This window comes from Sphingobacterium sp. 40-24 (assembly GCF_001899705.1).
Classification (GTDB): Bacteria; Bacteroidota; Bacteroidia; order Sphingobacteriales; family Sphingobacteriaceae; genus Sphingobacterium; species Sphingobacterium multivorum.
The window spans coordinates 90823-117482 of sequence record NZ_MKWH01000021.1 but is presented as its reverse complement, the minus strand read 5'-3'; the positions used below and the strand labels follow the sequence as shown (position 1 = coordinate 117482).

The 26660-nt window shown below is 41.2% G+C and carries 18 protein-coding genes; 9 read left to right on the top strand and 9 right to left on the bottom strand.

Annotated features, from left to right (window positions below; genetic code table 11):
- Positions 1-27: 27 nt before the first annotated feature.
- On the bottom strand, positions 28-2868 hold the full coding sequence (gene uvrA, locus BGP15_RS07385; protein ID WP_286769122.1) for an excinuclease ABC subunit UvrA: 2841 nt from the start codon (positions 2866-2868) through the stop codon (positions 28-30).
- A gap of 156 nt (positions 2869-3024) precedes the next feature.
- On the opposite strand from uvrA, the gene BGP15_RS07380 reads away from it, so the two are divergent.
- A complete protein-coding gene (locus BGP15_RS07380) occupies positions 3025-4080 on the top strand; it encodes a hypothetical protein (RefSeq protein WP_046673687.1) in 1056 nt (351 codons plus the stop codon).
- A gap of 3 nt (positions 4081-4083) precedes the next feature.
- Here the strand turns inward: BGP15_RS07380 and BGP15_RS07375 are convergent, their stop codons facing one another.
- Entirely contained in the window at positions 4084-4758 is a 675-nt protein-coding gene (locus tag BGP15_RS07375) for a response regulator transcription factor (RefSeq protein ID WP_046673688.1), read from the bottom strand.
- Positions 4759-4831: 73 nt separating this feature from the next.
- Positions 4832-6175 (bottom strand): sensor histidine kinase, encoded by a 1344-nt coding sequence (locus tag BGP15_RS07370; protein WP_286769121.1) that lies wholly within the window; start codon positions 6173-6175, stop codon positions 4832-4834.
- Between the two features lie 239 nt (positions 6176-6414).
- On the opposite strand from BGP15_RS07370, the gene BGP15_RS07365 reads away from it, so the two are divergent.
- Positions 6415-8787: an outer membrane beta-barrel family protein gene (locus tag BGP15_RS07365; protein WP_286769120.1), complete on the top strand. Its 2373-nt coding sequence runs from the start codon at positions 6415-6417 to the stop codon at positions 8785-8787.
- A 155-nt stretch (positions 8788-8942) separates the two neighbouring features.
- Here BGP15_RS07365 and BGP15_RS07360 read toward each other — a convergent pair whose 3' ends face one another.
- From BGP15_RS07360 to BGP15_RS07350, 3 genes are all read right to left on the bottom strand, one after another.
- Positions 8943-9359 (bottom strand): OsmC family protein, encoded by a 417-nt coding sequence (locus BGP15_RS07360; RefSeq protein WP_046673691.1) that lies wholly within the window; start codon positions 9357-9359, stop codon positions 8943-8945.
- Between the two features lie 239 nt (positions 9360-9598).
- Positions 9599-10903, bottom strand: coding sequence for an SGNH/GDSL hydrolase family protein (locus BGP15_RS07355; protein ID WP_286769119.1), 1305 nt, complete (start codon positions 10901-10903; stop codon positions 9599-9601).
- Between the two features lie 22 nt (positions 10904-10925).
- The gene (locus BGP15_RS07350) at positions 10926-12152 is read right to left on the bottom strand and encodes an OmpP1/FadL family transporter (protein ID WP_286752699.1); all 1227 of its coding nucleotides are present in this window, start codon (positions 12150-12152) and stop codon (positions 10926-10928) included.
- 148 nt (positions 12153-12300) lie between these two features.
- On the opposite strand from BGP15_RS07350, the gene tpx reads away from it, so the two are divergent.
- The gene (gene tpx, locus BGP15_RS07345; RefSeq protein ID WP_286769118.1) at positions 12301-12801 is read left to right on the top strand and encodes a thiol peroxidase; all 501 of its coding nucleotides are present in this window, start codon (positions 12301-12303) and stop codon (positions 12799-12801) included.
- Between the two features lie 89 nt (positions 12802-12890).
- Here the strand turns inward: tpx and BGP15_RS07340 are convergent, their stop codons facing one another.
- Together BGP15_RS07340 and BGP15_RS07335 are read right to left on the bottom strand one after the other, a co-directional pair.
- A complete protein-coding gene (locus BGP15_RS07340; RefSeq protein WP_286752698.1) occupies positions 12891-14063 on the bottom strand; it encodes a trans-sulfuration enzyme family protein in 1173 nt (390 codons plus the stop codon).
- 225 nt (positions 14064-14288) lie between these two features.
- On the bottom strand, positions 14289-14777 hold the full coding sequence (locus BGP15_RS07335) for an META domain-containing protein (RefSeq protein ID WP_046673701.1): 489 nt from the start codon (positions 14775-14777) through the stop codon (positions 14289-14291).
- Between the two features lie 530 nt (positions 14778-15307).
- On the opposite strand from BGP15_RS07335, the gene BGP15_RS07330 reads away from it, so the two are divergent.
- From BGP15_RS07330 to BGP15_RS07305, 6 genes are all read left to right on the top strand, one after another.
- Entirely contained in the window at positions 15308-17191 is a 1884-nt protein-coding gene (locus tag BGP15_RS07330; RefSeq protein WP_286769117.1) for an alpha-L-fucosidase, read from the top strand.
- Positions 17181-19520: a glycoside hydrolase family 95 protein gene (locus BGP15_RS07325; RefSeq protein ID WP_286769116.1), complete on the top strand. Its 2340-nt coding sequence runs from the start codon at positions 17181-17183 to the stop codon at positions 19518-19520. The genes BGP15_RS07330 and BGP15_RS07325 overlap by 11 nt, the downstream gene beginning before the upstream one ends.
- Positions 19507-20709, top strand: a complete 1203-nt coding sequence (locus tag BGP15_RS07320) for a DUF4369 domain-containing protein (RefSeq protein ID WP_286769115.1) — start codon at positions 19507-19509, stop codon at positions 20707-20709. Before BGP15_RS07325 ends, BGP15_RS07320 begins: the two co-directional genes overlap by 14 nt.
- 65 nt (positions 20710-20774) lie before the next feature.
- Positions 20775-21635 (top strand): helix-turn-helix domain-containing protein, encoded by an 861-nt coding sequence (locus BGP15_RS07315; protein WP_046673705.1) that lies wholly within the window; start codon positions 20775-20777, stop codon positions 21633-21635.
- A 173-nt stretch (positions 21636-21808) separates the two neighbouring features.
- The gene (locus tag BGP15_RS07310) at positions 21809-23527 is read left to right on the top strand and encodes a M64 family metallopeptidase (protein ID WP_286769114.1); all 1719 of its coding nucleotides are present in this window, start codon (positions 21809-21811) and stop codon (positions 23525-23527) included.
- A 76-nt stretch (positions 23528-23603) separates the two neighbouring features.
- Entirely contained in the window at positions 23604-25043 is a 1440-nt protein-coding gene (locus BGP15_RS07305; RefSeq protein ID WP_286769113.1) for a hypothetical protein, read from the top strand.
- 93 nt (positions 25044-25136) lie between these two features.
- Here the strand turns inward: BGP15_RS07305 and BGP15_RS07300 are convergent, their stop codons facing one another.
- Complete coding sequence (locus BGP15_RS07300) at positions 25137-26606, bottom strand: glycine--tRNA ligase (RefSeq protein ID WP_286769112.1); 1470 nt, start codon at positions 26604-26606, stop codon at positions 25137-25139.
- Positions 26607-26660 lie beyond the last annotated feature (54 nt).

Sequence of the window (26660 nt, the reverse complement as noted above, 5' to 3'; positions counted from 1 at the left end):
TAATTCGCAGCTGCTGTTTTGTTGATATTACATTTCCAGTTTTAAGAAACGTGCCGTTTCGCTTTTGTTATTTTTAATTAAGTTTTCAGGTGTTCCTTCAAATAGGACCTGACCACCCTCTTTACCACCTTCGGGACCGATATCAATGACCCAATCTGCCGATTTAACAACATCAAGATTGTGCTCGATGATCAAAACGGTATTTCCACGTCCGACCAAGCGATTGATAACGTCCATAAGGACATTGACATCTTCAAAGTGTAGTCCTGTAGTCGGTTCGTCAAGGATATAAAATGTATTTCCAGTATCTTTTTTAGAAAGTTCCGTAGCTAATTTTACCCGTTGAGCCTCACCTCCCGATAAGGTTGTGGAGGATTGACCTAAGGTGATGTATCCCAAACCTACATCCTGCAGTGTTTTGATCTTTCGATAGATACTCGGGACGTTCTCAAAGAAATCCACAGCATCGTTGATACTCATATCAAGTACATCGGAGATGGATTTTCCTTTATACCGTACTTCTAAAGTTTCTCGGTTATAGCGTTTTCCGTGGCATGTTTCACAAGGAACCTGTACATCGGGAAGGAAATTCATCTCAATGACTTTCAATCCGGCCCCTTGACAGGTTTCACAACGGCCGCCTTTGACATTGAAGGAAAAGCGTCCTGGTTTATAGCCCCTGATCTTAGCTTCTGGCAATTGAACAAACAAGGTTCTGATATCCGAAAATACGCCTGTATAGGTGGACGGATTGGATCGTGGTGTACGGCCGATAGGACTTTGGTCGATCTCGATGACTTTATCAATATGTTCTAATCCTTCAATTTTTTTGAAAGGAAGCGGAGTGGCTTTGGCTCTGAAAAAATGTTTATTCAGAATCGGATATAATGTTCCCGTGATTAAGCTGGATTTGCCCGAACCCGAAACCCCCGAAACAACAATGAGTTTACCTAATGGAAAAGAGACAGACAGATTTTTTAAGTTATGTCCTGTTGCGCCATGTAATGACAATGTTTTTCCATTGCCCTCACGACGTTTCTCCGGAATCTTAACCTCTTTTGTCCCGTTGAGGTATGCCGCTGTCAGAGAGTCTGATTTTAGGATTTCTGCTGGGGTACCTTCGGCAACTACTGTACCGCCGTGAACCCCTGCTGCAGGACCCATGTCAATAACATGGTCCGCATGTAGGATCATGTCTTTATCATGTTCGACAACAAGGACCGAATTGCCAATATCGCGTAGGTTTTTGAGGGCATTGATCAACCGTTCATTGTCTCGCTGATGAAGTCCGATACTCGGCTCATCCAGAATATAAAGTACATTCACCAGTTGGGAACCAATCTGTGTTGCCAGACGGATCCGTTGTGCCTCCCCTCCGGAAAGTGTTTTAGCAGTACGATCCAAGGTGAGGTAATTTAAGCCTACGTCCAGCAAGAAGCCTAAGCGTGCGCGGATTTCCTTTAAAATCTCTGTTGCAATAATAAGCTGGCGTTCATCAAGTTTGCTTTCTACCTGATCAAACCACTCCTTGATCGATGTAATATCCATCGTGGAGAGCTCATGGATGTTTTTATCCGCTATTTTAAAATGTAAAGACTCTTTTTTCAAACGCGCTCCCGCACAGGTTGGGCAGGTGACTTTCGTCCTGAAATCATCTAAAGAAGGGGCTTCATCCGAAGATTTTCCGGAAAACTCTTCCAGCATCTTAAAGATTCCTTCAAATTCAACACGATATTCTCGTGTGCCATAACTGCCATAAGATACTGTTACAACGATAGGCTCTTCCTTATTGCCAAATAAAAGCTGGTCAATCTGTTCTTCGTTGAGCTTTTCAAGCGGCGTTGAAATGGTAAAATCCAATTTTTTTGCGACAGCCTTCAAGACTTCTGAAGTCCAGTTCTCCCGGGTAGGTCCCAAAGGGGCTAAACCCCCTTTTTGAATACTGAGTTTTTTGTCTGGAATAACCGCATTTTTATCAATTTCAAAAATATAGCCTAATCCATCACATGTCGGACAGGCACCATAAGGCGAGTTGAATGAGAAAGTGTTGGGCTGCGGTTCATCATAAGAGATACCCGATTCAGCATCCATGAGATAGCGGCTGTAGAATTGCTCCTGATTATCCTTGGTGGAGACCTTGATAATACCTTTGGCAGTTTTCATCGCCTGCATAACCGAAGTCTGTAGACGCTTTTTATCTTCACGCTCTACTTTCAAACGATCCACGACGATCTCAATATCGTGAATTTTATAGCGGTCTACCTGCATTTTAGGAACAAGGTCCAAGATCTCTCCATCCACGCGCACCTTCACATAACCTTGTTTACGGATTTGCTCAAACAATTCCCGGTAGTGACCTTTACGGCCTTTAACCACTGGAGCCAAGATATTTAAAGCCTGCCCTTCAAATTCAGTCAAAATACGTTCGATAACCTGATCGTCCGACATACGCTCCATTTTCTTACCGGTCACATAGGAGAAAGCTTCCCCCGCTCGGGCAAATAGTAGACGCATAAAATCATACACCTCGGTAATGGTTCCAACAGTGGACCTGGGGTTTTTGCTGGTGGTTTTCTGCTCAATGGAGATCACTGGACTTAAGCCCGAGATCTTGTCCACATCCGGACGTTCCATGCCGCCCAAAAATTGACGGCTGTAGGCACTGAATGTCTCCATATACCGACGTTGTCCTTCAGCATAAATGGTGTCAAAAGCCAAAGAAGACTTTCCGCTGCCACTTAAACCTGTAATAACAACCAATACATTTCTCGGAAAAGAAACATCTATATTTTTTAGATTATGCGCACGCGCTCCAAATACCTGAACTTCACTTTGTTCGCCCAAATCTGGGCTTCTTTTTACTGCCATGAAAACTCCTTAAAGTCCCTGTTGAGGGATAAAATGCAAAACATGCAAAATTACAGATTTTAAAGGAATTATGCGAGCCAATCTGACTTTTGGAATAAAATGTGATATACAAGTGATTTAAAAAAATAATGTACCTTGCACAGTAAATCTAAATTTATGCGAAAATACGACGTCAGCAAACAAGAGAAACAATCGATCGACGATATTGTCCAATTTTGGAAGAAAGAAAACCTGTTGGATGAACAAAAAGCGAACGAGCTGATGGATAGTTTGGACGTAAAAAGTTTTGACTGGGGACAACTGGCGAGATATGCTTTTTGGATTGCCTTGGCTTCTTTGGTCTTTGCTGTTTTTTCGTTGTTTACAGATGCATCATTCTTGGCCTTTGTCGATACACTTTACGAAGCGCCTAATATCCTATTTTGCTTCTTTTTTGCTGCTGTGGCCGTATTATTCTATACGCTGGGTTTTCGGTATAAGAAACGATATCCTTATAAAAATCTATCCACTGAAACGATGATGCTGATTGGGGTTTTTGGAACAGCAGCCTGCATCGGATTTATGGGTAAAGTATTGGATAAAGATACGATGCATTATTCCTTGTTATTTTTACTCTCTGTTGCAATTTATGGCTTTCTTGCTGTTAAGCTAGACAGTAAACTGATTTGGACCTTTATGCTTTTGGCTTTGGGGGTATGGTTTGCGACCGAGACGGCCTACCATAGCAATTGGGGCTTTAAGTTTTGGGGAATGAATTACCCACTTCGTTTTACCATCTTCGGAGCGCTGCTCACCGCTTTGGCCGTTTGGGTTCAACCGCGGTTCGAACGCCTGCAAATCTTTCAGCCTATCAGTTATATTGTAGGGTTGATCTACCTGATGGTCTCCTTGTGGACCCTATCTATTTTTGGGAATTATGCTGATTTCTATGAATGGACGACAGTACGTCAATACCATATGTTCTATTGGGGTATTTTATCCACTGCCGTGTCGGCATTCTTGGTTGTCTACGGCTTAAAGGCTAAAGATAATGTAAGCAGGGAAGTGGGATTTGTATTTTTAGTACTTAATATCTATACCCGATATGTGGAGTATCTCTGGGATAATATCAATAGAGCCGTATTCTTTTTAATTTTAGCGGTGTCCTTTTGGTTTGTCGGTCGTTGGGCAGAGAAATTATGGAACAAGCGGAAAGAAGAGATTGCCGGATAATCCTTAAAATTGAATCGTAAATCCGACTGCTCTATGTGAACTGATACTAAGCTTGGGATCCAGGCTTAAGTATTTTCGGATTCGGGTAATAAACACATCCATACTCCTTCCGGTAAAGAAATCTGCGTTTCCCCAGACCTTTTCAAGAATTTCTTCGCGTGTGACAAGTTGACCATTGTGTTGCGACAGAAATAGGAGAAGTTGCGATTCACGTTCAGTAAGCTTATATTGTTTCGAAGCATGGCTTAATAATAACTGTTCGGGATAGAAAATATACGTACCTATGGCAATCGATTTTGGGGTACTATTTTTCTGATTTCGCTTTAATATATTCTGTATGCGAAGTAACAGTTCTTCAGGATCACAAGGTTTGGTGATATAATCATCGGCACCGATTTTTAGTCCCGTGAGCTTATCTATTTTTTGCTCCTTGGCTGTTAAAAAGATAAATGGCAACGTGGGGTATAGGGCGTTGATTTCTTTGGCAAGGCTAAAACCACTAATTTGAGGCAGCATAACATCCAGTATAACCAGATCATAATCGGCTAGCTGCTGGAAATTTTCCGTAAGATCATTGGGCTGCGCTATCCAGTCTATGTTAAATGTGGATAGCTCAAGGTATTGCTTGAGCATAAAACCAAAATCTGGGTCATCTTCCACGAGTAGTATTTTGTTCATATGCTATTTTCAGTCGTTAATGTATTGATTGTCTATTCCCTATTTTTTTTTCGCTGATCATCCCTGCTGCTGATTATGATGTCTGTGATTTAATAGCAACGAGGGGCAGCTGAATTTTAAACGTAGTGCCTACATCGGGCTTGCTGGTTACGGTAAGCTGTCCGTGATAACGATCCACGATTGTCTTAACAAGAAAAAGACCGATTCCCAAACCTTTGCTGTCGTGAATATTGTCTTTCTGGATGCGGTAAAACTTGTCGAAAATATAAGGTAACTCGGACTCCGCCATGCCGTAACCATTATCCTGTATATAAATCGAGAGTTTACCTTTCTGATCCTCAAAAGAGATATTAATCCAAGTTGCACCATATTTTACGGCATTGTTCATCAGGTTTTGAAATAGTGTTGTCGCATCATTTAGGCTCAGGCATAATTTACCGTCAGGCAAGGGGCTTAATTGGAATGCGATAGCCGGATTGGTCAATTGAAAGTCTTCGAAAATAGCGTGTAGTTCTCTGTTGGTAATAGGGCGCTGATCCCTTGTCTGAAGGTTCTCGCTCAGTGGGTTGAGGGTTTGTTCGAGACGGTTTGCCTGACGTTCAATGACCGTTATGATATTGTCGTCTGTTGATTTCCGTAGTGTTTTAGCTGCAATCTTCAAGGTTGCGATTGGCGTTTTGAGCTCATGAGAAATATTGTCAACGACATCGTGTAGCACGCTGATCTGTTTCTGCTGTTTTCTGAGATTCTGAATGGTTCTATAAAAAAGCCAAAGGAAGGCGACAAGAATAAAAAGGGTGCTCAACAGAAGCGAAGTAAGTTCTTTGAATAATATCCAGTTGAGATTCGTCACCTCAAACGATGTCTTCCTATGTACAAGAAAGGTATATAAGACTTCTTTGCTCTGGATGCTGTTTTCGATTTTCTGTGTTTCTGTTTTTTCTGTTATCCACTCGCTTGAGGAAAGTTCAACGGGCTGCCGAAAAGCTCCAGACGTTGTGTAGATGGTAATGGGACCCGCTGCGATCTGTTTTTCTAAGCTCTTGAAATAGATGCCCAAAATTTCTTTTTTCAGGATGACATCCATTCCAAGTGGCTGAAATAGACTGTCGACATATTGCGTTAGCCTCTGGGATGTTTTATGTGCATTTGCACTGTAAAGTCCTTTCAGTTTTTCAGCCGTAATCTCATTTTTAACCAATTTGATATAATAGTCTCTGGCAATGTCCTTACTCATTAAATCATCGTCAAAAAGCTTGTCATTGTCATGAAGCTTGCCAAGCTTACTCTTCACAGTGGCAAAAATATCACGCTGTTTGAGCTGATAGGTATTATACAATTGATACCCCTGTATGCCGATAAGTACAGCAAAAAACAGCGTAAAGAGGACGATATAACTTTTGGGCTTCAATTCCATACACAAATATAACTGCTGACGGCTAAGATAATATACCTTAACCCAGCATTAACCCTTTGTTAACTATCATTTGCTTCAACTATAGGCACTTTTGAAGCATAGAATATCAGCGTATTAAATGGCCGCGGTTGTCAAATACGGATGACCACAAACTGGCTTATGTGTTACAAAACATAAATTCTAACAAATAGAATAATGCGGATAAGCTATACTAGAATTAAAAGACTAATTATTTGTACATGAAATTGATCCTATTTTTTCTGGCTTTCCCCTTGTTGCTTTCGGCACAGACCAAACAAATCGGGGGGCAAGTACAGGATGCAAACAAAATTGTGCTGGCGGGAGCGACCGTTATGCTATTGGATAGCAACTATCAGGAGATCCGGGAAGTAAAGACAGACCATTTTGGAAAATTTATACTTCTGCTGGATCATCCTAGTGGCTACTATCTACGAACAACCTATCTAAACTTCAAGTCTCAGGAACTTTTTTTTCACAGCGATACCATTTCACGCCCTTTCTTGCTTGAACTTCTTCCCGAAGCAAAGGTACTCGAAGAAGCACAAGTCGTCGGTCGCGCTCCTAGATTGATCCGCAAGTTGGACCGCTTGGAATTTAACGTTCAGAATTCAAATCTTTCAGCGCTCAACAGCTGGGACATTTTGAAGCGTACGCCATTGGTGATGGTGAATGGTGCGGATTTAATGGTTCGTGGAAGCAAAAATATTGTTGTCCTCATTAATGAGCGAAAAGTGATGCTCACGGGGGATGAACTGAAAACCTATCTGGAGAATACAGCAGGTAGCGACGTGCAATCGATAGAGGTTATTACCAATCCACCAGCAAAATATGAAGCTGAGGGAAGTACGATTATCAATATTAAACTTTCTAAATCGAACCTATATGGCTACAGAGGCTCAGCGGTTGCATTGGCCGAAAAAAGCAGTACTTGGAAGCAACTGCTTGGACTGACCCAGTATTATAAAAATGAAAAAATCAATCTTCGTGGTACCTATAATTTCGGAAGAGGGACTTACGCCCGCTATGAAACGAATTATGTGTATTATCCGAACGAGCAAACCTCATGGGAAGGTGTAATGGATAGATTTGATACCAACAACAGTCAGAACAGCTATGTGTTTTCGATAGATTATACACCCGATACAACCTGGACAGTCAACGCCGGACTAAATGGATATTACGGACCGAAAACCTATGGTATCTATGAGGTACCCACGATCATATACGATAAAAATCATGTGCAGGAATCCTCTTATCTCACAACTAATGATCATCAACGATCGGCAAAAACGAATAACCTCTATCTTCAGGTAACTAAGAAAATTAATCCCAAATGGAGCATAAACTGGTCGTCCTATTTTACAGATAACCATTCTACCAACGATCAGGATGTTTTGACGGTACTGCGATTTAAGGGGGAGGGACCTACAGACACTCGATTTATCAGTAATAATGAAAATAAAAACCGGCTTTTTTCTTCACAGATAGATTTCACCGGGAAAATAAAGAAACTGGGGCTGGAGTTTGGTGGGAAATTTAGTGATGTGAAAACAACAAGCACCCTTGCTTTTTCCGATGATGAATCCGGTACTCTTCAGCACCGGCCCGACAAGAGCAGTGTGTTTGATTACAAAGAACGGAATATAGCTGTATATACCTCATTCGATTATGCTTGGAAGAAATGGAGCTGGAAAGCTGGTTTAAGGGGTGAATATACCAATTTGGAAGGTATTGTGTCCGAACCAGCTGATATTAATAAGCGTGATTATTTTGTGCTCTTCCCGACATTTTACATGCAATATGCCTTGGCTGACGATCAGCAGTTCGGCTTTTCTTATGGAAAGCGTATTAGTCGCCCAGCATACTCTTGGCTTAATCCGGCTAAGTCCTACTATAATCGCTTTTCCTATTTTCAGGGAGATCCACGTTTAAGGGCGACGATCGTCCATAACCTCAATCTGACCTGGACCAAAAACAACTGGAATATCGATCTATTTTACCGATTTGAGAAGTGGCCGAATATGGAAATTTCCCGTCAAGATAACAACAATCACCAGTTGATTTTCCAATATACCAATATCAAGAAAGGACAAGGGGCGGGTATAGACCTGGGTAAGAGTTTTCAGCTGACAGGACGCTGGGGATTGAACCTCCAGTTGGAAGGAATGTATAACGAGAATTACTTTATAGGGACTGATGACGTATTGCACAAGAATGATGTGTATATCGGCAACGGAAACGTAAGTACCAACTATGTACTGCATAAAGATGCTGGCTGGAACCTTGAGCTGGGTAACACATTTACATCCCCGACGATACAAGGCCCATTTAAAATAACAGGATATTCAAGTACCTATGTGACGACAAATCGAAAATTCTTTAAGAAGAAATTTGAAGTGAATCTATCATTTATGGACATTTTCAAAACGGAAAAAATGACGATATCATCCAAGTATGGCGACCAAAACAACTTTTATAAAGATTACCGCGATACTAGAAAGGTGAATCTGACGCTGCGGTATCATTTTGGAAACCAGAAGGTCAAGAGCAGCAATCAGCCAACAAGAACAGAAGAGCAGAATCGCTTGTAAATCGGTTAATTTTGACGAAGTCAAATCCTGCTGCAGACGCTATTTACTTGGTATATCTCCATGCGCCGGTAAAGAGAATAAATACCGCATGGATCAAAAACAATAATCCTCCACATCGAATGTGGAGGATTATCAGATGCCAGGAAAGTATTTCCTTAGTTTATTTTTAGTGAATACGTGATATTGATACCGCCAGCGGCGAGCATATCATGTACTGAGCAATATTTTTTAACGGCCAGTTCAGCCGCTTTAGCTGCTTTTAGCTCATCAATTTCGCCTTTTAGGAAAAAATTGATGTGGATATCTGTAAATACCTGCGGGATTTCTTCGCGTCGTTTCCCTTCCACTTCGACCTGGATATCGTCAATTTGCTGGCGTTGTTTTACCAGTATGCTATGGAGGTCAAAGACGCTACAAGAACCCAGTGCCATTAAAACCAATTCCATTGGACGAACACCTTTTCCTTCGCCGCCGATAGCTTCCGAGCCATCGATGTTGACTTTGACAGGAGATAATTCACTGCTGGCTTCGAAATGCACAGCTTGGTTGACACGGTTTAATTTGATTTTCATCTTATTTTATTCTTTTTTACTCGTTTAGACTCCTTTTTCAATCCATACGAGGGTTTTGTTGTTCAATCTATACTAAACAAACTTAGATAAATTACCTTTTATATGCAATATAATTGCGTAGTATATAAAAGTAATTTATCGATCTCTCCTCTGCCTATTGAGGAACTTATTTATAGAGGAAATATACAAAAAAGGCAGACGATTATTCGTCTGCCTTTTGTCAGTATGTAGATCACTCTTTATTTTGTGACGGTATCGGGTAGTTTGACACCGCGATATTTCGCTACATCAACCTGTGGAATCTTTGAGCCATATTTAGAATTGATGGCGCTGATAAAGATGTTCGCCATTAGGGCGTTTCCAATTGGTGTTAAGTGAATACCATCTAAAGAGAATGCATTTCCGGTAATGTATTTTGCACTCACCGCTAGTCCGTTGATACGAACACCTCCTTTTACATTATTCAAGAATTCATGCACATCAGCTAAAGCTAGACCTTTTGAATTTGCAGCAGCTTTGATAGCAGCATTATACTCGTTGATACGTTGTACGACCGTTGCTGTTTCGCTTACATCAAGTACGTATTTGTCTTCGACGGGATTCAGCGGGTGTAAGCCGTATGGAATTTGTGCAGCATTTGGTTTTCCCAATAATCCTGTTGAGGAGAAAGGAAGGACAAAATAATCTTGATCGGTAGCTGCACGGGGGCCTGACTTGGTTGCTATGTAGATATTTGTTACCGGTGTCGGCGGATTTGTTGCATTGACAGCTGCCAATAACGCAGCACGGGTTACCGTTGTAAAATAGGGTGTTGCTGTTACATCTGGAATTGTTGCTAGTACTCCTTTTTGTCCGCCAGCGGTTAATGTCGTCACATAGTTGCCCAATAATGATGTGAATAGCGCAGTGGAGGTTAATGTTGATGTAGGTCCATCTTCTACGCCACCATTTGTAGCCCAGCCTAATGCATCGTTGTTACCTAGGGCGAAACTAAAAAATGTGTGATTTTGCGCTGTGGAATAAGCAAAATACGTTTTCATTGCATCAGCATCAGGCAGCAAGCGTTCGAAATACATATTTCCAGCCTGTGATCCTATTCCAGCTACAAAAGCCATATCCATACGCATGCCCGGTACACCAAGGTTGTTGATCGGATCGGTATATTTTGTCAATAATTTTGGTGAAGCTGAGCGGTAGGCCAATTTATCCGTTACCTGTGCCGTTACCGGCTGGCCATTGACGAGCGCTGTAAGTGTAATATAACCAGAACCATTGGCTTGATCTTCACTGAAAAACGGCGATTTGAATTCACCACCACCGACTTGCTTTAACTGTTCGGCAATTAAATTTGGATAGGCTACCTTTTGACCTTCCAGATACAGTCCACCATCCGCATACCCAGCAGTCAATGAATTTCCGATGGCAACATATTTTGAAAAATTGAGCGATCCTGCCGAAGGCGTATATTCGTCCAATGTAGGTTTACATGAGGAGATCGCAAAAAGTGCTAACGCCGCAGCTATATAAAGTTTGTTTTTTTTCATCTTAGTCAAATTTGGCTGTTAATTACCATTTATAGCTTACACCAATACCGGGAGCAAAAATATTTGTCACATATGTACCTGAAAGATGGCTCTCCACATTAGTTGACGGACGAGCCACAATGCGTTGGTAAGCAAACGAACCTGTGACGTCAATTTTTGGTGATGGTTTTACCGTAAAACCTCCAGATATCAAATATCTCGTGTTATCGGGTGTCTCAGGATAGACATAGGCGCTCTGTTGTACCGGTGTCGCTATCACACCGCCACCTATACGCAATTGCAGGCAGTCAGAAGCAATGTACTCCAATCCTGCTTTAATAGATCCTGCTTTGTCGTATTTTTTTGGTGAATGGGTATCTTGCAATACAGGTGTGTTTTCTTTGTAATCGAAATCTAGGGCTTTATATATGTCGTAGTTAATGAGCGTTGCATCAAGAGCCATCTTCAATTTCTCCGAAATAGGGAAGGCGATGCCTGCGGCAAATGTCGAAGGAAGCGGTAGCTCAGCACTGAATTTGTTACCTGCAGGAAAATTGCTAGCCACCGATTCAGGCACGTCAAAAGTTGCATCACCATTTTTAAGTTTAGTGACAACTTTAGAACGGTAACTTACCGATATTGCAAATTCGTCTTCTAGGTTATAATGGATACCAACGTTATAACCTGTGCCAGTTCCGGTTCCTTTTAGGGTCGCCAATCCGGCGTGACCATCTGGGTAAAATACTGGAACAGAATTCTCGAGGTCTACCGTACCAATGTTGTATACAAAACCGCCACCGACACTAAAATTTTCAGTCAGTTTGAAACTTAATGTAGGCTGAATATAGATTGCACGAAGCGAAAGGCTAACCAAACTGAATTTACCTACCCAATCTTTTCCCCAATCGACGGCTCCACCATAAGGTGTGTAGACGCCAATACCCGCTTTCCACCAGGAGTTTTTAGGACCGAATGCGGCAAATAATGAAAAAGGAGTTGAAATCTGATTTCTAGTATGATAAACAACTGTACTCCCAACCTCTTGAAATGCAGATTTATACATGACAGCATTACCAGCAATCGAAATGGCATTGTGGTCCATTTTTGCTAAGGCGCCCGGACTATAGAAAATGGAAGATTCATCTAAAAAGTAAGCAGAGCCTGCTCCCCCCATTCCCACTGCCTTGGGACTTTGTAGATTCACTTGTGATCCTTGTGCAAACAGGAGTGACGGACTTGCACAAAGTATTGAGAATAGTAGTTTCTTCATACTAGTGTTTATTGTTTGGTTAACATTCCTCTATCAAATACAATGCTAACATAATAAATGTTTGACTAAAATTAATAAATGTTGTGTAATATTTTTTTTGCTCGTACCTTTAAGTGCAAGGATACTAAAAATTAAACGATCATATTATATGGCTACAATCACTTTTAAAGGCAATCCAGTAAACACAAAAGGCAGTTTACCACAAGTTGGCGAGCAAGCTCCTGATTTTAAATTAACTGCAGGCGATCTTTCCGATAAATCTCTAGCGGATTTCAAAGGAAAAAAAATTGTATTAAATATTTTCCCTAGTGTAGACACCGGAACTTGTGCCGCTTCCGTACGTGCATTTAATAAAGAAGCATCGCAATTAGATAATACTGTTGTGTTATGTATATCGAAAGATCTACCTTTTGCACAAGGTCGTTTTTGTGCAGCAGAAGGTCTAAATAATGTGGTGACATTATCGGAGTATAAAGATTCAAACTTTTCAGATGCTTATCAACTAGCTATTGCGGACGGACCGTTGGCAGGTTTGTTGAGCCGTGTTGTCATTACATTGGATGAAACTGGAAAAGTGTTGTATGAAGAGCAAGTTTCAGAAATTGCTGACGAGCCAAACTATGCGGCAGCGATCGCATCTTTGAATTAAGAATAACTTTGGAATAATCTAAAAAGCCTTTGCTTATGCAAAGGCTTTTTTAGTTGATGTATATTCGCTAACTATAACTAAGCGAATGTTTATCTTGTTTTTTCTAATGCTTGCAAGATGTCGTTGATGATATCTTGTTGGTCTTCTAGCCCCACAGACAGGCGGATGCTGCCCGGTTTGATGCCTAAGTTCAAGCGTTCATCTTCTGACAATTTTGAGTGTGTGGTGGAGGCTGGATGCGTCGCGATTGATCTTGAATCTCCTAGATTAGAGGTGTATAAAATCATTTCCAAATGATCCACAAAGGCTTTTGCTCGCTCAAAACCACCTTTGACAACAAAGGTTACAATACCGCCACCAGCTTTCATTTGTTTTTTTGCCAGCTCATATTGTGGATGGCTTGGTAAAAATGGATATTTTACATCCTCAATTTCCGCATGATTTTCTAAGGCTTCGGCCAAAGCCAATGCGTTGGAACAATGGCGGTCCATACGAATGCCCAGCGTGTCTAAACTTTTTGATATGATCCATGCATTGAATGGGGAGAGTGCTGGACCTGTATGACGAATGAAGAACATCAATTTGTCGATTAGCTCTTGTTTTCCAACCACAATTCCACCTAATACACGACCTTGCCCATCCATATATTTGGTGGCCGAATGGATAACCAGGTCAAATCCATATTGAATCGGTTTCTGAAGATAAGGCGTAGCAAAGCAGTTGTCGATCGACAGAATGATATGGGGATATTTCTCCTTGAATTTACCCAACCATTCCAAATCAACCAGTTCCAAACCAGGATTGGATGGCGATTCCAAAAAGATGATTTTCGTATTGGGTTGAATCGCTTTTTCCCATTCTTCAGGATTAGCAGCGTCTACGTAAGTTGTGGTAACACCCCAACGTGGGAAGAGTTCCGTAAATAACTGATGCGTAGAACCGAATATCGCGCGTGAAGAAACGATATGGTCTCCACTTTCGATAATGCCCGCAAAGGAGGCAAATACTGCTGCCATACCTGATGCAAAAGACAACCCTGCCTCTGCGCCTTCAAGAATACAAACTTTGTTGATGAATTCTGAAGTATTTGGATTGGCATAGCGGGAATAAATCATTGCATCCTCTTCGCCAGCAAAGACCGCCCGACCTTGTTCAGCGCTGTCGAAGATAAAACTTGATGTAAGGTATAAAGGAGTCGAATGTTCGCGAAGTGCTGAACGATCGACCTGTTCACGTATGATTTTAGATTGATCTTGTTTCATGATGTGTAAAGGTACGAGATGAAAATTTTATATTCATATAATTAGCAATGAAATAACCCCTTTTTATAAAAAAAAAGACTATCGCCCTCTATTATATTCCTTTTGCCTTATTTTTCCTATTCAAAGGACGTAGACACGATGCGAAGAGGAGGTGAAGAAGATAACAGGCTCTTGAACAAAAAAGGCCGGTACATGTACCGGCCTCCTCTTTTACCTTAAACTAACCTATTTTTTAACAAACTGCATGACGACGATGTCGCCAGAAATAAATGTTAATTCATTATCCCGTACATCGAAGTTTGTCGTAGACTTCAAACCATTCATAAATTCGTTGTAAGCTGCATTCTCACAGTGCATCATAGTTGAAACCAATTTATCACCAATTTTGATCGAATTGCCTTTTTCACTTTCGTAGGTTCCACCAATACCATTACAACCATTGTTACCATCTACTTTGTGGTCTTTCGTATTGAAAGTCAATGTTGGAATTTTGTCCTTAAATAAATCCTTAAGTTGTTTTCCTGCTGTCTCTGCTGTGGTCAAGGATTTAAGTTCCCAGGTGCCTTCCAAAGATGCATTGTCCACTGTGCTCGGTTTTTGGACGGTAGTAGCCGTGTCGCCGGAACCTGTTGCCTCAGCTTTTTTTCCAGTTGTGTTACATGCGATTGTTGAAAACGCCAATGCAACCGCTAAAATCATTAAATTTCCTCTCATAATCATTTTTAATAATATAAAACTTTTGTTATTTCGTCAGTATCTATATCCTTGAAAACTACCTGAAACTTCTTTCTGGTCAATACGCTAGCGTAGCGAGCTCATTGATACGACAGATACATTCAGAGAAACATTCCTTTTTCTGCCCTATGCTTATAATTATCATGCCAATCTCAAGGATAGCCTAAGCGAGCATCTAGACAAACGCTGCTAACTACTTTATCCTCTATTAATAACGGATGGATGATTTTTGTTTGATCAACAAGCGAAAGAAGCTGATTTTTCAGGGAATTAGCGTGAAAAAAGGATGAAAAGTTAAATGATTGGCTGTAAATAGCAGCATGGATAAATTGGAATACTTATTTTAATCAATCGATTGATTTGATCAAAAAATACGATTTGACCCCGGGATACATCCTATTGGAGCTGAGCATCGGTCGGTTTTGTACGCAAATGTTACATACAGCATTTTGCAAAACTTCTTATCTTAGGGCTTTACAACCTAATTTTCTAGCACATAAATATAGACTATGTTGACAATCTTGTTATCCTCCATTTTACTTTCCAGCGGGCCTGTAGCCAAATCAGATACTTTAAAAGCTTACGGGGCCTTGCCAACCGAGCGTCAATTAAAGTGGCAGGAGATGGAAACGTATTGTTTGATTCATTATACGCCGACAACTTTCCAAAATAAGGAGTGGGGCTATGGTGATGCACAACCCTCATTGTTTAACCCTTCGGCTTTTGATGCAAATCAAATTGCTAAGGCAGCTGCAGCAGGTGGTTTCAGGGGCTTAATTAGTGTAGCAAAGCACCATGACGGATTCTGTTTGTGGCCAACCAAGACAACATCCTATAGTATCGCTTCTTCACCGTGGGAAAACGGGAAAGGTGATATGGTCAAAGATTTTATGCAAGCGACCCATCGAAATGGGATGAAATTTGGTGTATATCTTTCTGCTTGGGACCGTCACGATGAGCGTTACGGCACACCGGCCTATGCCGATGCCTACAGACAACAGCTGACCGAACTGATGAGCAATTATGGCCCATTGTTTACGTCATGGCACGACGGAGCAAATGGCGGTGATGGCTTTTATGGTGGACATGAAGGGAAGCGTATCATCGATCGAACAACATACTATGAGTGGCATGAGAAAACATGGCCTATTGTAAGAAAATTACAGCCTGAAGCCGTTATTTTCTCAGATATCGGTCCGGATATGCGTTGGGTGGGCAATGAAAAAGGATTTGCTGCTGAAACATCATGGGCAACATTTACGCCGATTGGCTTAAATGGAAAGGTCGCTGTACCTGGAGCGACAGAATCACACAATGCCGAAACGGGCGACCGTAATGGTAAATATTGGATACCTGCTGAATGTGACGTACCACAACGTCCGGGATGGTTTTATCATGAAGAACAAGATAGCCGTGTAAAAACACCCAATCAGCTTTTTGAGATCTATTTAAAATCAGTGGGAAGGGGAGCATGTATGAATCTTGGCTTAGCACCGATGCCTTCTGGTACATTACATGAGAATGATGTGAAGTCGCTGCAGGCTTTTGGAAAAAAAGTGAAGGAAACTTTCCGTACCAATTTAGCCAAAGGAGCGACCATCACGGCATCCAATACTCGTAATAGTGATTCGAAATCCTATGGTACTTCCTTTATTACAGATAACGACCGCTATAGCTATTGGGCAACAGACGATTCCAAAACATCGGCTACATTGGAAATAAAATTAAAATCCCCTGCTAAGTTCGACCTCATTCAGTTGCGGGAGAATATTAAGTTGGGACAACGTATAGATAGTGTCTCCATTGAACGTTGGGAAAATAACAGCTGGAAACCTTTGGCCAAAGCAACAAGTATCGGCGCAAACCGCCTCATCAAACTCGAGCAACCTCAAACTGCAAGTAAACTACGTCTTCATGTTTATGCTCCGGTAGCAATCACGCTCAGTGATTTTGGACTGTTCAAGGAGTACAACGAACCCTTTGCATTTAATACCAAAGAGGTGAAAAAGCTGACAGGGTTTAAGATTTCGACAGGTAGATCCAATAATAATGCTTATTTATCTGACGGAAAACCAAGTACTTTTGCGACTGTTGCCGATCAAGGTGTAATCGTTGTCGCTACAGACAAACCTGTTTCTGGTATCGGCTTCCTTCCTCGTCAGGATGGAAAGAACGTAGGGACACCAACACATTACAAAATATCAACTAGTACTGACGGGAAAACATGGACCCTTGTTAAAGAGGGTGAGTTTTCCAATATTAAGGCGAATCCGATTTTGCAACAGGTGTTTTTCGATACGAACAGCGCAACCAAGTTTATCAAATTTGAACCAAAACAATTTATTGATGGCAATGAATTAGCCATAGCGGAATTTGAATTGTATGGTAAATAGATTTTTAATGCTTATCGTGGTATGTATATGTCATACCACGATGCTTTTTGCTCAACAAAATCCACTCGTACTTTGGTATAATAAGCCCGCGAAGGTTTGGGAAGAGACCTTGCCATTAGGAAACGGACTCATCGGCATGATGCCAGATGGAAATCCTAGTCATGAAAAGATCGTACTCAACGAGATTAGTATGTGGTCGGGCAGTCCAGAGGATCCCAATAATTATGAAGCCTATAAAAATGTTGAAGCTATTCAGGCGCTGCTTAAGGCCGGTAAAAATGATGAAGCCGAAAAATTGGTCAATGAAACTTTTGTGACCAAAGGCAAGGGGTCTGGTTTTGGTAATGGGGCAACGGTTCCCTACGGCTGTTATCAGCTGTTCGGCGACCTTATACTCGATTATAAATTTCCTGCTGGAACGATCGAAGGTTACAAGCGTTCCCTGGACTTAGCGACTGCCTCTGCACAAACTTCATTCAAGATCAATGGACAGCAAGTCCAACGCCGTTATTATACTTCTTTTGACAACAATGTCGGTGTTATCCAATTAAGCCAACATAAAGATGTGGTACAGCAGTTAGGCATATCATTCCAGCGCCAGGAAAATATTGACCGTTATACCTTGTTGGACGATGGGATTCTGGTTGAGGGATCTTTGCCTGATGGAAAAGGTGGTAAAAATCTGAAATTCGTCGGATTAATTCAGGTTAAAGGTAAAAATCTGCAGATCAACAAAAAGGAAAAAACCTTAGAGGTGTCGGCAAATGGTGGTCTTACGATCTATTTCTCAGCAAGTACTTCCTATTATGGAAAAGACCCCTTACCTGTTGTCAAAGCAGCGGTTGCAGCAGCAAAAACTGCTGACGAACAAAAGGTATATCGGAATCATCTCGCTGCGTATCAAAAGGTCTTCGATCGGGTAAGTCTTAATCTGTATGGAAATACAGCGAATAACGCTATTCCGACCAATGAACGCATTGCTAATTTTTATAAAAATCCGGTTCAGGATCCCGATTTGGCAACGGTTTATTATCAATATGGAAGGTATTTGAATATTTCAAGTTCTGCCCCGAAAAATACAAAAGCGCTCCCGCCAAACCTACAGGGCCTATGGGCTAATCAGATCAATACGCCTTGGAATGGTGATTATCATCTCAACATCAATGCACAGATGAATCATTGGGGCGTGGAGGTTAATAATCTGAGCGAGTATCATAAGCCTTTCATCGAAATGATAAAGCGGATTGCAAAGACAGGTGAGCAGACTGCAAAGGCATACTATAATGCACCGGGGTGGGTGGTCTATATGATGACGAATATCTGGGGCTATTCCGCTCCGGGTGAGCAGGCTTCCTGGGGAGCCAGTACGGCATCGGGCTGGCTATGTAATCATCTCTGGGAACATTATCTGTTCACCGGCGATAAAAATTACCTCAAAGAGATTTACCCGATATTAAAAGGAGCAGCCGTATTTTATGATCACACACTTGTTCAGGATCCTAAAACCGGATGGTGGGTCACTTCACCATCGGTGTCGCCGGAAAATGCTTTCCGAATGGCCAATGGAAAAGTTGCTGCGGTTGTGATGGGACCTACCATTGACAATCAGATCGTACGGGAGTTGTATCAGGCAGTAATTCAAGCAGATTCTATCCTGGCGATGAACGATAGTTTTGCCGGTACCTTGAAAACAAAGCTGAAGGATATCCCTCCGCCTGTAGTCGTTAGCCCAGCCGGGCGTGTCATGGAATGGCTCGAAGACTATCAGGAAGTTGAACCTAAACACCGACATGTATCGCATTTATATGGTCTGTATCCTGCGGCATTTATCTCGCCACAGACAACACCCGAATGGGCTGAGGCTGCACGTAAGACTTTAGCTGTACGTGGCGATGAAGGAACCGGCTGGTCTAGAGCATGGAAAATATTGTTTTGGGCGAGATTACAGGATGGTGATCATGCACTCGAAATTCTAAGGCAGTTGCTTAAACCCGCTTTTACCAATGAAACAACCTATCAGGGAGTCGGAGCTGGCACTTACCCCAATTTGTTCTGCGCACATCCACCTTTTCAGATTGACGGAAACTTTGGCGGTGCAGCCGGGATTGCCGAGATGTTGATACAGAGTCACAATGGTTATATTCACCTGTTGCCTGCGTTACCAAAAGCCTGGTCTAAAGGCGAAGTTAGCGGTCTCAAAACCAGAGGAAACTACACTGTGGATATGAAATGGGAGAATGGAAAGGTTTCCGACCTCCAGATTAAAGGTAAAAAAGGAAAGCTTCGTCTATTTGAAAACGGAAACTATAAAGATTATGAAGTTCGTTAACTATTTTTGCTTGATTTCTGTGCTGGCCTTGGGGATGATAGCCTGTACACAAAAGTCCGAATCGGCGAAGACAGCCGCCTTGTTGAATAGCTTTAGCTATAAGATAACAGGAAAAACCACTGCCAGGGACGGGACTCAGGTGAGTCTAGTCGATCACGATAATAAACTGCAGCAATTTGTAAAAACGCAGGTTGCTAATGGGCAATTTGTTTTGGAAGGCGAACTAGCCATGGCCGGATTTTATGATATTCAGATAAAGGGTATGGAGGCCTATACATTATTTGTCGAAGGCGGGAGCGACTATGATTTGAGTGAAAATCAGGGAAAGTTTACCTTGACAACCTCTTCGCAGAATGCCAAGGATTTCATACAGTTCAATACGAACTATCAACAGCGGGAGCAGGAGGAAAAAAATAAAACGGCAAATAAAAGCCAACAGATAAGGCAGCTGGAGAGCCAGCTACCTTCGATGGCTGCAAGAAATGACGGTTCCTATGAAAAAACAGTGGATGAAATACAGCGCTTAAGTGGCAATACAGCATTTAATCCACGCACACTATACGCCGATTTTATTCTCGATAGTACCCATCGTTCATCCTTGGTATTGCCTTATTTTTTTAAATACATCTCCTTGGATCAGACGAACTATAAAAAATTCGATGCCGCATTGCTGAGTTTTAATACGGATTTGCAGAAGCATCCTTATTTTAAGTTTGCCCGTGAAAAGGTCGATAGGGTTAAGGACTTCTACGAAAATATGCCTGTATTTCCTGCTATTAGCCCGATGAATGTAGAACGGGATAGTTTGAATTTAAAGGATATTTCAAAAGCTAAAATGCTGATTGCCGCGTTTTGGAGAACTTCCAATACAAATAGCAAAGCCGATATGGAGATGTTACGGAAAAAAGAATCTCAGTTGAACGCTATGGGGGTAAGGGTTATCTATTTTTCGCTGGATAAGGATCTGGATAAATGGATCAAATCAAGTAAGGAGCTGGCCCTAGGAAAGCAGAGTTACTTTTTGAACTATAATGACCAGGCAACGATGGAAAATGATTTTGGTATAGATCGTACGCCAAGTTATCTATGGATAAATCCGCAGACCTTCCAAATTTTATCCTTGAGTGGTGAGGATCCAGCAATGCCACAGTTTTTAGGGAAGGTAAAGGAATTTCTTGCTAAAAATTAACGATTATTGTCTTAAAAAATCTTACATTTGAATTAACTGTTTAATATTTGTTATTTCAATACGTAATGAAAGTCGTTCAATTTACAGTTCCGGTTGTTTACCAAGGATCTATTTGTGTGCAGGAAGACATTCTGCCTTCATTCTACAGCAACTATCACCGACACAAGGAAATCCAGCTGACCTACATCCTGAAAGGGCGGGGAACCTTTATGATCGGCAACTTTACACATAGTTTTGAAGAGGACGAGATCTATATCGTTGATGCGGATGAACCGCATATGTTTAAAACGGGGGAAGATATAAAGGATGGCATTCATGCCATCCATATTTTTTTCGACTACGAACATTTTAAACCCTTTCTGGATTTTCCTGAATTCGATGATGTCAAGTATTTCCTGGAACACATCAACGTCAGTAAAAAATTGGATGCGGAGCACTCCGTTGCGTTGAAAGAGAAGTTTGTACAGATTAACGTGAGTGCGGGCATAGATCGCCTCCTCTCGTTTGTGAAGCTGATTAATTTTTTAAGTAAAAAAGTAGATCAATGGACTTCGCTGTATACAGGTATTCCACAAAAGAAGTTCTCCGATGCCGAAGGATTGCGAATCAATGAAATATTCCAATATACTTTCCAGCATTTTGGAGACAAGATTTCTTTAGAAGATATAGCAGCGGTGGCACACATGACCCCACACGCGTTTTGCAAGTATTTTAAGAAGCATACACGTAAAACCTATGTGACCTTCCTCAATGAAATCCGGATTGAACGCGCCTGTAAAATGTTGATTGACGAATCTTCAGAAAGTGTTTCTAATATCGCTTTTAAAACAGGGTTTAACAATGTTGTCAATTTCAATCGCGTGTTCAAAAAAATAACCAAGCTTTCGCCGAGTGAATATGTACAGGAACATCGTATGCGCGACTAGGCTGTTTGGCGGATGTTACGATGCGGGAACCTTATCCCATTGATTTTTGGTAGGCTCCCTGCGGAGATCTGAAGAAGGGTTTTATTGACAATATCGGAGAAAGACTCGTCAATAAAATTTAAAGATAGCAGGTGCTAAAATGTTATTTTTGAGTTCTAACGATAACCATTCCGATGAATAAAAATCTATTTATTGCACTTATAGTTTTATGTATATCTGTGCTGCAGCTGCGGGCCCAAAATTCTCTTTTTAAGATCGATACACTGCAATACCAAGGGACGGATAAGCATATTGTCAATCTGGTGATTTTGGGGGACGGTTATACGAAAGCGCAACTGGATGATTACGCTGCCGATGCCAGGCAGTTTACCAACTATTTTTTCTCGATCGAACCCTTCAAACAGTACAGCAGTTTTTTTAATGTGTTTGCAGTCCGTACGATTTCCGAGGATTCTGGTGCAGCGCACGATTGCAAAGCGGGTGATTGTGTGCATGGTGAGACCGATTTAAGTAAATATCCACCACGTTACAACAAGTTTACACGAGATCATGCTGTTCCGGTTGCCCATCCAAACACGATTTTTGGAAGCAGCTTTGACAATGGTGGTTTACATCGTTTGGTTGTACCGCAAAAAAATGATCGTATTGAAGAGGTATTGAAAATGCATACCCCAAATTATACACAGGTCGTTGTATTGGTGAATTCCCCGTTTTATGGTGGTTCAGGAGGAAAATGGGCAACTTCTACGGTTAATTTTAAGAGCAATGATATCGCGGTACACGAAATTGGACATTCTTTTGCCCAGCTTGCTGATGAATATTGGGCTGGAAATCAATATGCCATTGAATCTGTAAACCGCTCACAATCGGCAGATGCAAAGCAGGTCCCCTGGAAATACTGGCTTGGAAAAGACGGAGTTGGTATTTACTCTTATGGTGGTAAAGGTTCGCCCTCTAACTGGTTTAGACCACATGAATATTGTAAAATGCAATATCTAGTAGCTCCATTTTGTCCCGTTTGTCAAGAGCAATTTGTTGCTTCCATCAAGAAAAAGTCAAGTCCATTTATTCAGGTAAAACCTGCACTCGATAAGCCGATTACTTTAGATAGTGTTCAGAAGTTTTCGCTACGTTTGGCAAAACCTTCTCCGAACACCTTTAAAATGTCCTGGTTGTTGAATGATCAAACAATTGCGACCGACATTGATTCGATTTACCTTGATCCAGGAATGCTAAGCGTTGGAGCAAATACGTTGAAGGTCATGATTCAAGATACGACAAATCTAGTGCGTAATCCATCCTATGTCAACCACCGGGACTCGGTTGTGTGGACCTTTAATCAGGTAAAATTGATTGATTTAGCGAAACCATCGACCACATGGGGCGATACATTGGAAACCTGTTATGGTGGTGCTCAGGTGCTCACGGTAAAGCATCCTGTTGCAGGACTTGAATATCGTTGGTATGATGCCGCTACAGGATTTTGGGAAGAGACAGGCAATAATATTGTGTTACAAAATATTGTGGAATCAAAAGTATACTTCGTTCGTGGTAGTTGGGATGACCGCACCTCCGAAACGACAAAAATTCATATCCATACACTGGGTAAAATCGATAAACCAAAGCGTATTGAGGTAAAAATCGATAAGAAGAAGAATACAGTACAGTTGACGGTAAAGGATAAAGTCGATGGGCGTTATAACTACATCTGGTCGAATGAAGATGGCAGTCCGATCTATGAATGGGATGAATTTAATGGGGAGTATGTACGCCCAACGGGGGTAAATAATGTGCTCACAATGAAATTACCAACCTCCTCTGGAAAGATATATGTTCAAAAAATAGATAAAGAGACAACGTGTAAAAGCGAGAAAACAATTGTAACTTTTTAGTTGTATTCTTGGAATGAAATGATTTATAAGTTAATTTTAATCTGCCGGTTAATTAACTTATAAATCATTTATATTTATGAAACGAAAATCCAAGTCAACTTGGGGAATTCTTTCATGTGTATTCATCTTGGTTTTAGCCGCGATGCCTTCGTGCAAAAAGCATGCAAAACTTCCCGATGAAAACGATGAAACAGTTCATGCTGTAAAATTCAAAGTCAAGGATTTTGAAGCGATTGTTACTCCGCTAAAAAAACAATCAACCAAAGCAAAACGGGCTGCGCTAAGCGGAGCTGCTTCCGAAAACGAATTGCTGTACCACTGGACATTTGATAACAGCAACACTATTCCTGATGTGGCACTCGATGCTGCTGTTTTGATCGATTACAACAATGAAAAGACAGACTATGATTTCTTGGCCGGTTGGCCCGCAACGGGAAAAGCCGTTAGTTTCAAAGGTAGTAAAGAGATATTAGTCAAGATTCCTACTACAAGTATTCACTCTTTAGCTCACTGGTCTTTTGATGGAAATAGCTCAAGTACCGGGCCAAGAGCCTTGCTATTAAGTTATTCGCTTGATAAGGGGAATAATTTTTCAATACTATCAGATACCATCAAGTATCCTTCGAATCTGTCTCTTTCATCTAAAGTTTCTGTGAGTGCATCTTTGGCTGATATCTCGCTTGGCAACAGTAAAGAGCTTTGGTTGAAAATCTCATTATTTGCAGGTAGTAGGGATGGAGGAGCGGGATACAGTCCAACGACAGGTACGTTTAAGATGGATAACTTGATGATTTATGGGCAAGTAAAGCCAGAGGCTTTACCCAGCAAGTTTTACTACCATGTGTTTGATGCGAAAACGAAGGCCATGATCAAATCGGGAGTGCTTAATTCGCAGGAAACTTTCGCTATTGAATTGCCGATTGGAACCTATTACCTGAGTCTGATTGCTAAAAATTCAACATTGCCGCTGATTATGGCAGAGGCTGTGGATTTTGAACACTTTTATGCTACGAATGCTTTTTCTGAACAATCTGCGGAATTGTTTGCAGGTCGGGATACCTTTGAAGTTAAGGGCGCACTAGAACGGGTCCTAAACTTAAACCGGATCTACAGCGAGGTCAAGTTGACTTTTACAGACAGCGAAGATCTGAGCGCAATTGATAGTATTCAGGTAGAGCAACTTCATCCTGTATTTCATTATTATCCTTTTATGACGCGAAGTAGCGATCAGTTCGATAAAAGTGTGTTGACGGTTGTCCCACACTTTACGGTAGCTGATCAAAGTTTTTCGTTCAACCAATTTATGGGCTATTATCGCGATAACAAGGTTATTCGATATCAGTTCCGAGTTTTCAAAGACGGCCAACTGTTGCGTACATTTGAACTGGGAAGCGAAATCCGAAATAATGTTCAAATACAGTTTAAGGGCAAATTGCTGGAGACCGCCAATGGGAATCTGGGATTTCAGGTCGTGAAGAACGAACAGTGGGACGACAATATTGTGATAGAATACTAGCACAGTTGTTGTACTTAGCATCTAGCCGCCCTACATCTATTAAAAACAAAAAGGTGTCCAGCAATGGACACCTTTTCTGTTATAGCGATTCGACTATATTAATTTTTTAAGTAGGGTGTTCCAACCAGCCAAGTCATTCAATATTTTTTCAAGATCGGCAATGGCAACACGTTCCTGTGCCATCGTATCACGGTGACGGATGGTAACGGTGTTGTCTTCTAGCGAATCGTAATCGACTGTGATACAGATTGGTGTTCCGATTGCATCCTGACGACGGTAACGTTTTCCAATGGCATCTTTTTCGTCATATTGGACGTTGTAATCCAATTTTAGCGTATTTAGGATCTCGCGAGCCTTTTCTGGTAAACCATCTTTTTTGGTCAATGGTAAAATTACCGCTTTTACCGGTGCCAATGCTGGTGGAAATTTCAATACAACACGAGAATCTTGTTTTTCTGCTGTAGAAAGATCTTCCGTTACCAGAGCGTTACATAATACAGTCAGGAAAAGTCGGTCCAATCCAATTGAAGTTTCAATGACATACGGAATATAGTTTTGATTGATTTCAGGATCAAAATATTGCATTTTCTTTTTAGAAAATTCCTGATGTTGTTTCAAGTCAAAATCTGTACGCGAGTGGATACCTTCAACTTCTTTGAATCCGAATGGAAAGTTGAATTCAATATCAACTGCAGCATTTGCGTAATGTGCTAATTTATCGTGGTCGTGGTAACGGTAGTTTGAAGGATCGAAACCCAATGCCAAATGCCATTTCAAGCGTGTCTCTTTCCATTTGTTATACCATTCCAATTCAGTACCCGGGCGGCAGAAAAATTGCATTTCCATTTGCTCGAATTCGCGCATACGCATGATAAACTGACGGGCAATTACTTCGTTACGGAAAGCTTTACCAATTTGGGCTATACCAAAAGGTATTTTCATGCGTCCTGTCTTTTGAACATTCAGAAAGTTGACGAAAATACCTTGTGCCGTTTCAGGACGAAGGTAAACCTGATCTGCTCCATCTGCCATAGCGCCCATCTGAGTGGCAAACATCAAATTAAATTGACGTACTTCAGTCCAATTTTTGGTACCTGAAACCGGACATACGATATTATGTTCTTCAATGATGGTTTTTAGTCCAGCTAAATCGTCGGCATTCAATGCGGTATTCAAAGCGTCTAATAGGGCAGCAGCTTCTGCTGTCTTACCGTCTGCTTCATAACGTGCAATCTTGTCTTCGATCAATTGATCGGCACGGTAACGTTTTTTTGAATCCTTATTGTCGATCATTGGATCGTTAAAACCATCAACGTGACCCGATGCTTTCCATGTTGTCGGGTGCATGAAAATTGCTGCATCAATACCAACAATGTTTTCGTGCAATTGCACCATGGATTTCCACCAATAAGTCTTTAGGTTGTTTTTTAATTCCGAACCTAATTGACCGTAATCGTAGACGGCACTTAATCCGTCATATATTTCGCTCGATTGAAATACAAAACCGTATTCCTTCGCGTGTGATACTACACTTTTGAAAAAGTCGTCTGTCTGTTTGCTCATAAGTGGCAAATATAGATATTAGTATTTAGATTTTAGATATAAGATTCTTGATAA

Coding starts and splice junctions, on each gene's coding strand:
- uvrA (WP_286769122.1), bottom strand. CDS start 2,868: ATGGCAGTAAAAAGAAGCCCAGATTTGGGCGAACAAAGTGAAGTTCAG.
- BGP15_RS07380 (WP_046673687.1), top strand. CDS start 3,025: ATGCGAAAATACGACGTCAGCAAACAAGAGAAACAATCGATCGACGAT.
- BGP15_RS07375 (WP_046673688.1), bottom strand. CDS start 4,758: ATGAACAAAATACTACTCGTGGAAGATGACCCAGATTTTGGTTTTATG.
- BGP15_RS07370 (WP_286769121.1), bottom strand. CDS start 6,175: ATGGAATTGAAGCCCAAAAGTTATATCGTCCTCTTTACGCTGTTTTTT.
- BGP15_RS07365 (WP_286769120.1), top strand. CDS start 6,415: ATGAAATTGATCCTATTTTTTCTGGCTTTCCCCTTGTTGCTTTCGGCA.
- BGP15_RS07360 (WP_046673691.1), bottom strand. CDS start 9,359: ATGAAAATCAAATTAAACCGTGTCAACCAAGCTGTGCATTTCGAAGCC.
- BGP15_RS07355 (WP_286769119.1), bottom strand. CDS start 10,903: ATGAAAAAAAACAAACTTTATATAGCTGCGGCGTTAGCACTTTTTGCG.
- BGP15_RS07350 (WP_286752699.1), bottom strand. CDS start 12,152: ATGAAGAAACTACTATTCTCAATACTTTGTGCAAGTCCGTCACTCCTG.
- tpx (WP_286769118.1), top strand. CDS start 12,301: ATGGCTACAATCACTTTTAAAGGCAATCCAGTAAACACAAAAGGCAGT.
- BGP15_RS07340 (WP_286752698.1), bottom strand. CDS start 14,063: ATGAAACAAGATCAATCTAAAATCATACGTGAACAGGTCGATCGTTCA.
- BGP15_RS07335 (WP_046673701.1), bottom strand. CDS start 14,777: ATGAGAGGAAATTTAATGATTTTAGCGGTTGCATTGGCGTTTTCAACA.
- BGP15_RS07330 (WP_286769117.1), top strand. CDS start 15,308: ATGTTGACAATCTTGTTATCCTCCATTTTACTTTCCAGCGGGCCTGTA.
- BGP15_RS07325 (WP_286769116.1), top strand. CDS start 17,181: ATGGTAAATAGATTTTTAATGCTTATCGTGGTATGTATATGTCATACC.
- BGP15_RS07320 (WP_286769115.1), top strand. CDS start 19,507: ATGAAGTTCGTTAACTATTTTTGCTTGATTTCTGTGCTGGCCTTGGGG.
- BGP15_RS07315 (WP_046673705.1), top strand. CDS start 20,775: ATGAAAGTCGTTCAATTTACAGTTCCGGTTGTTTACCAAGGATCTATT.
- BGP15_RS07310 (WP_286769114.1), top strand. CDS start 21,809: ATGAATAAAAATCTATTTATTGCACTTATAGTTTTATGTATATCTGTG.
- BGP15_RS07305 (WP_286769113.1), top strand. CDS start 23,604: ATGAAACGAAAATCCAAGTCAACTTGGGGAATTCTTTCATGTGTATTC.
- BGP15_RS07300 (WP_286769112.1), bottom strand. CDS start 26,606: ATGAGCAAACAGACAGACGACTTTTTCAAAAGTGTAGTATCACACGCG.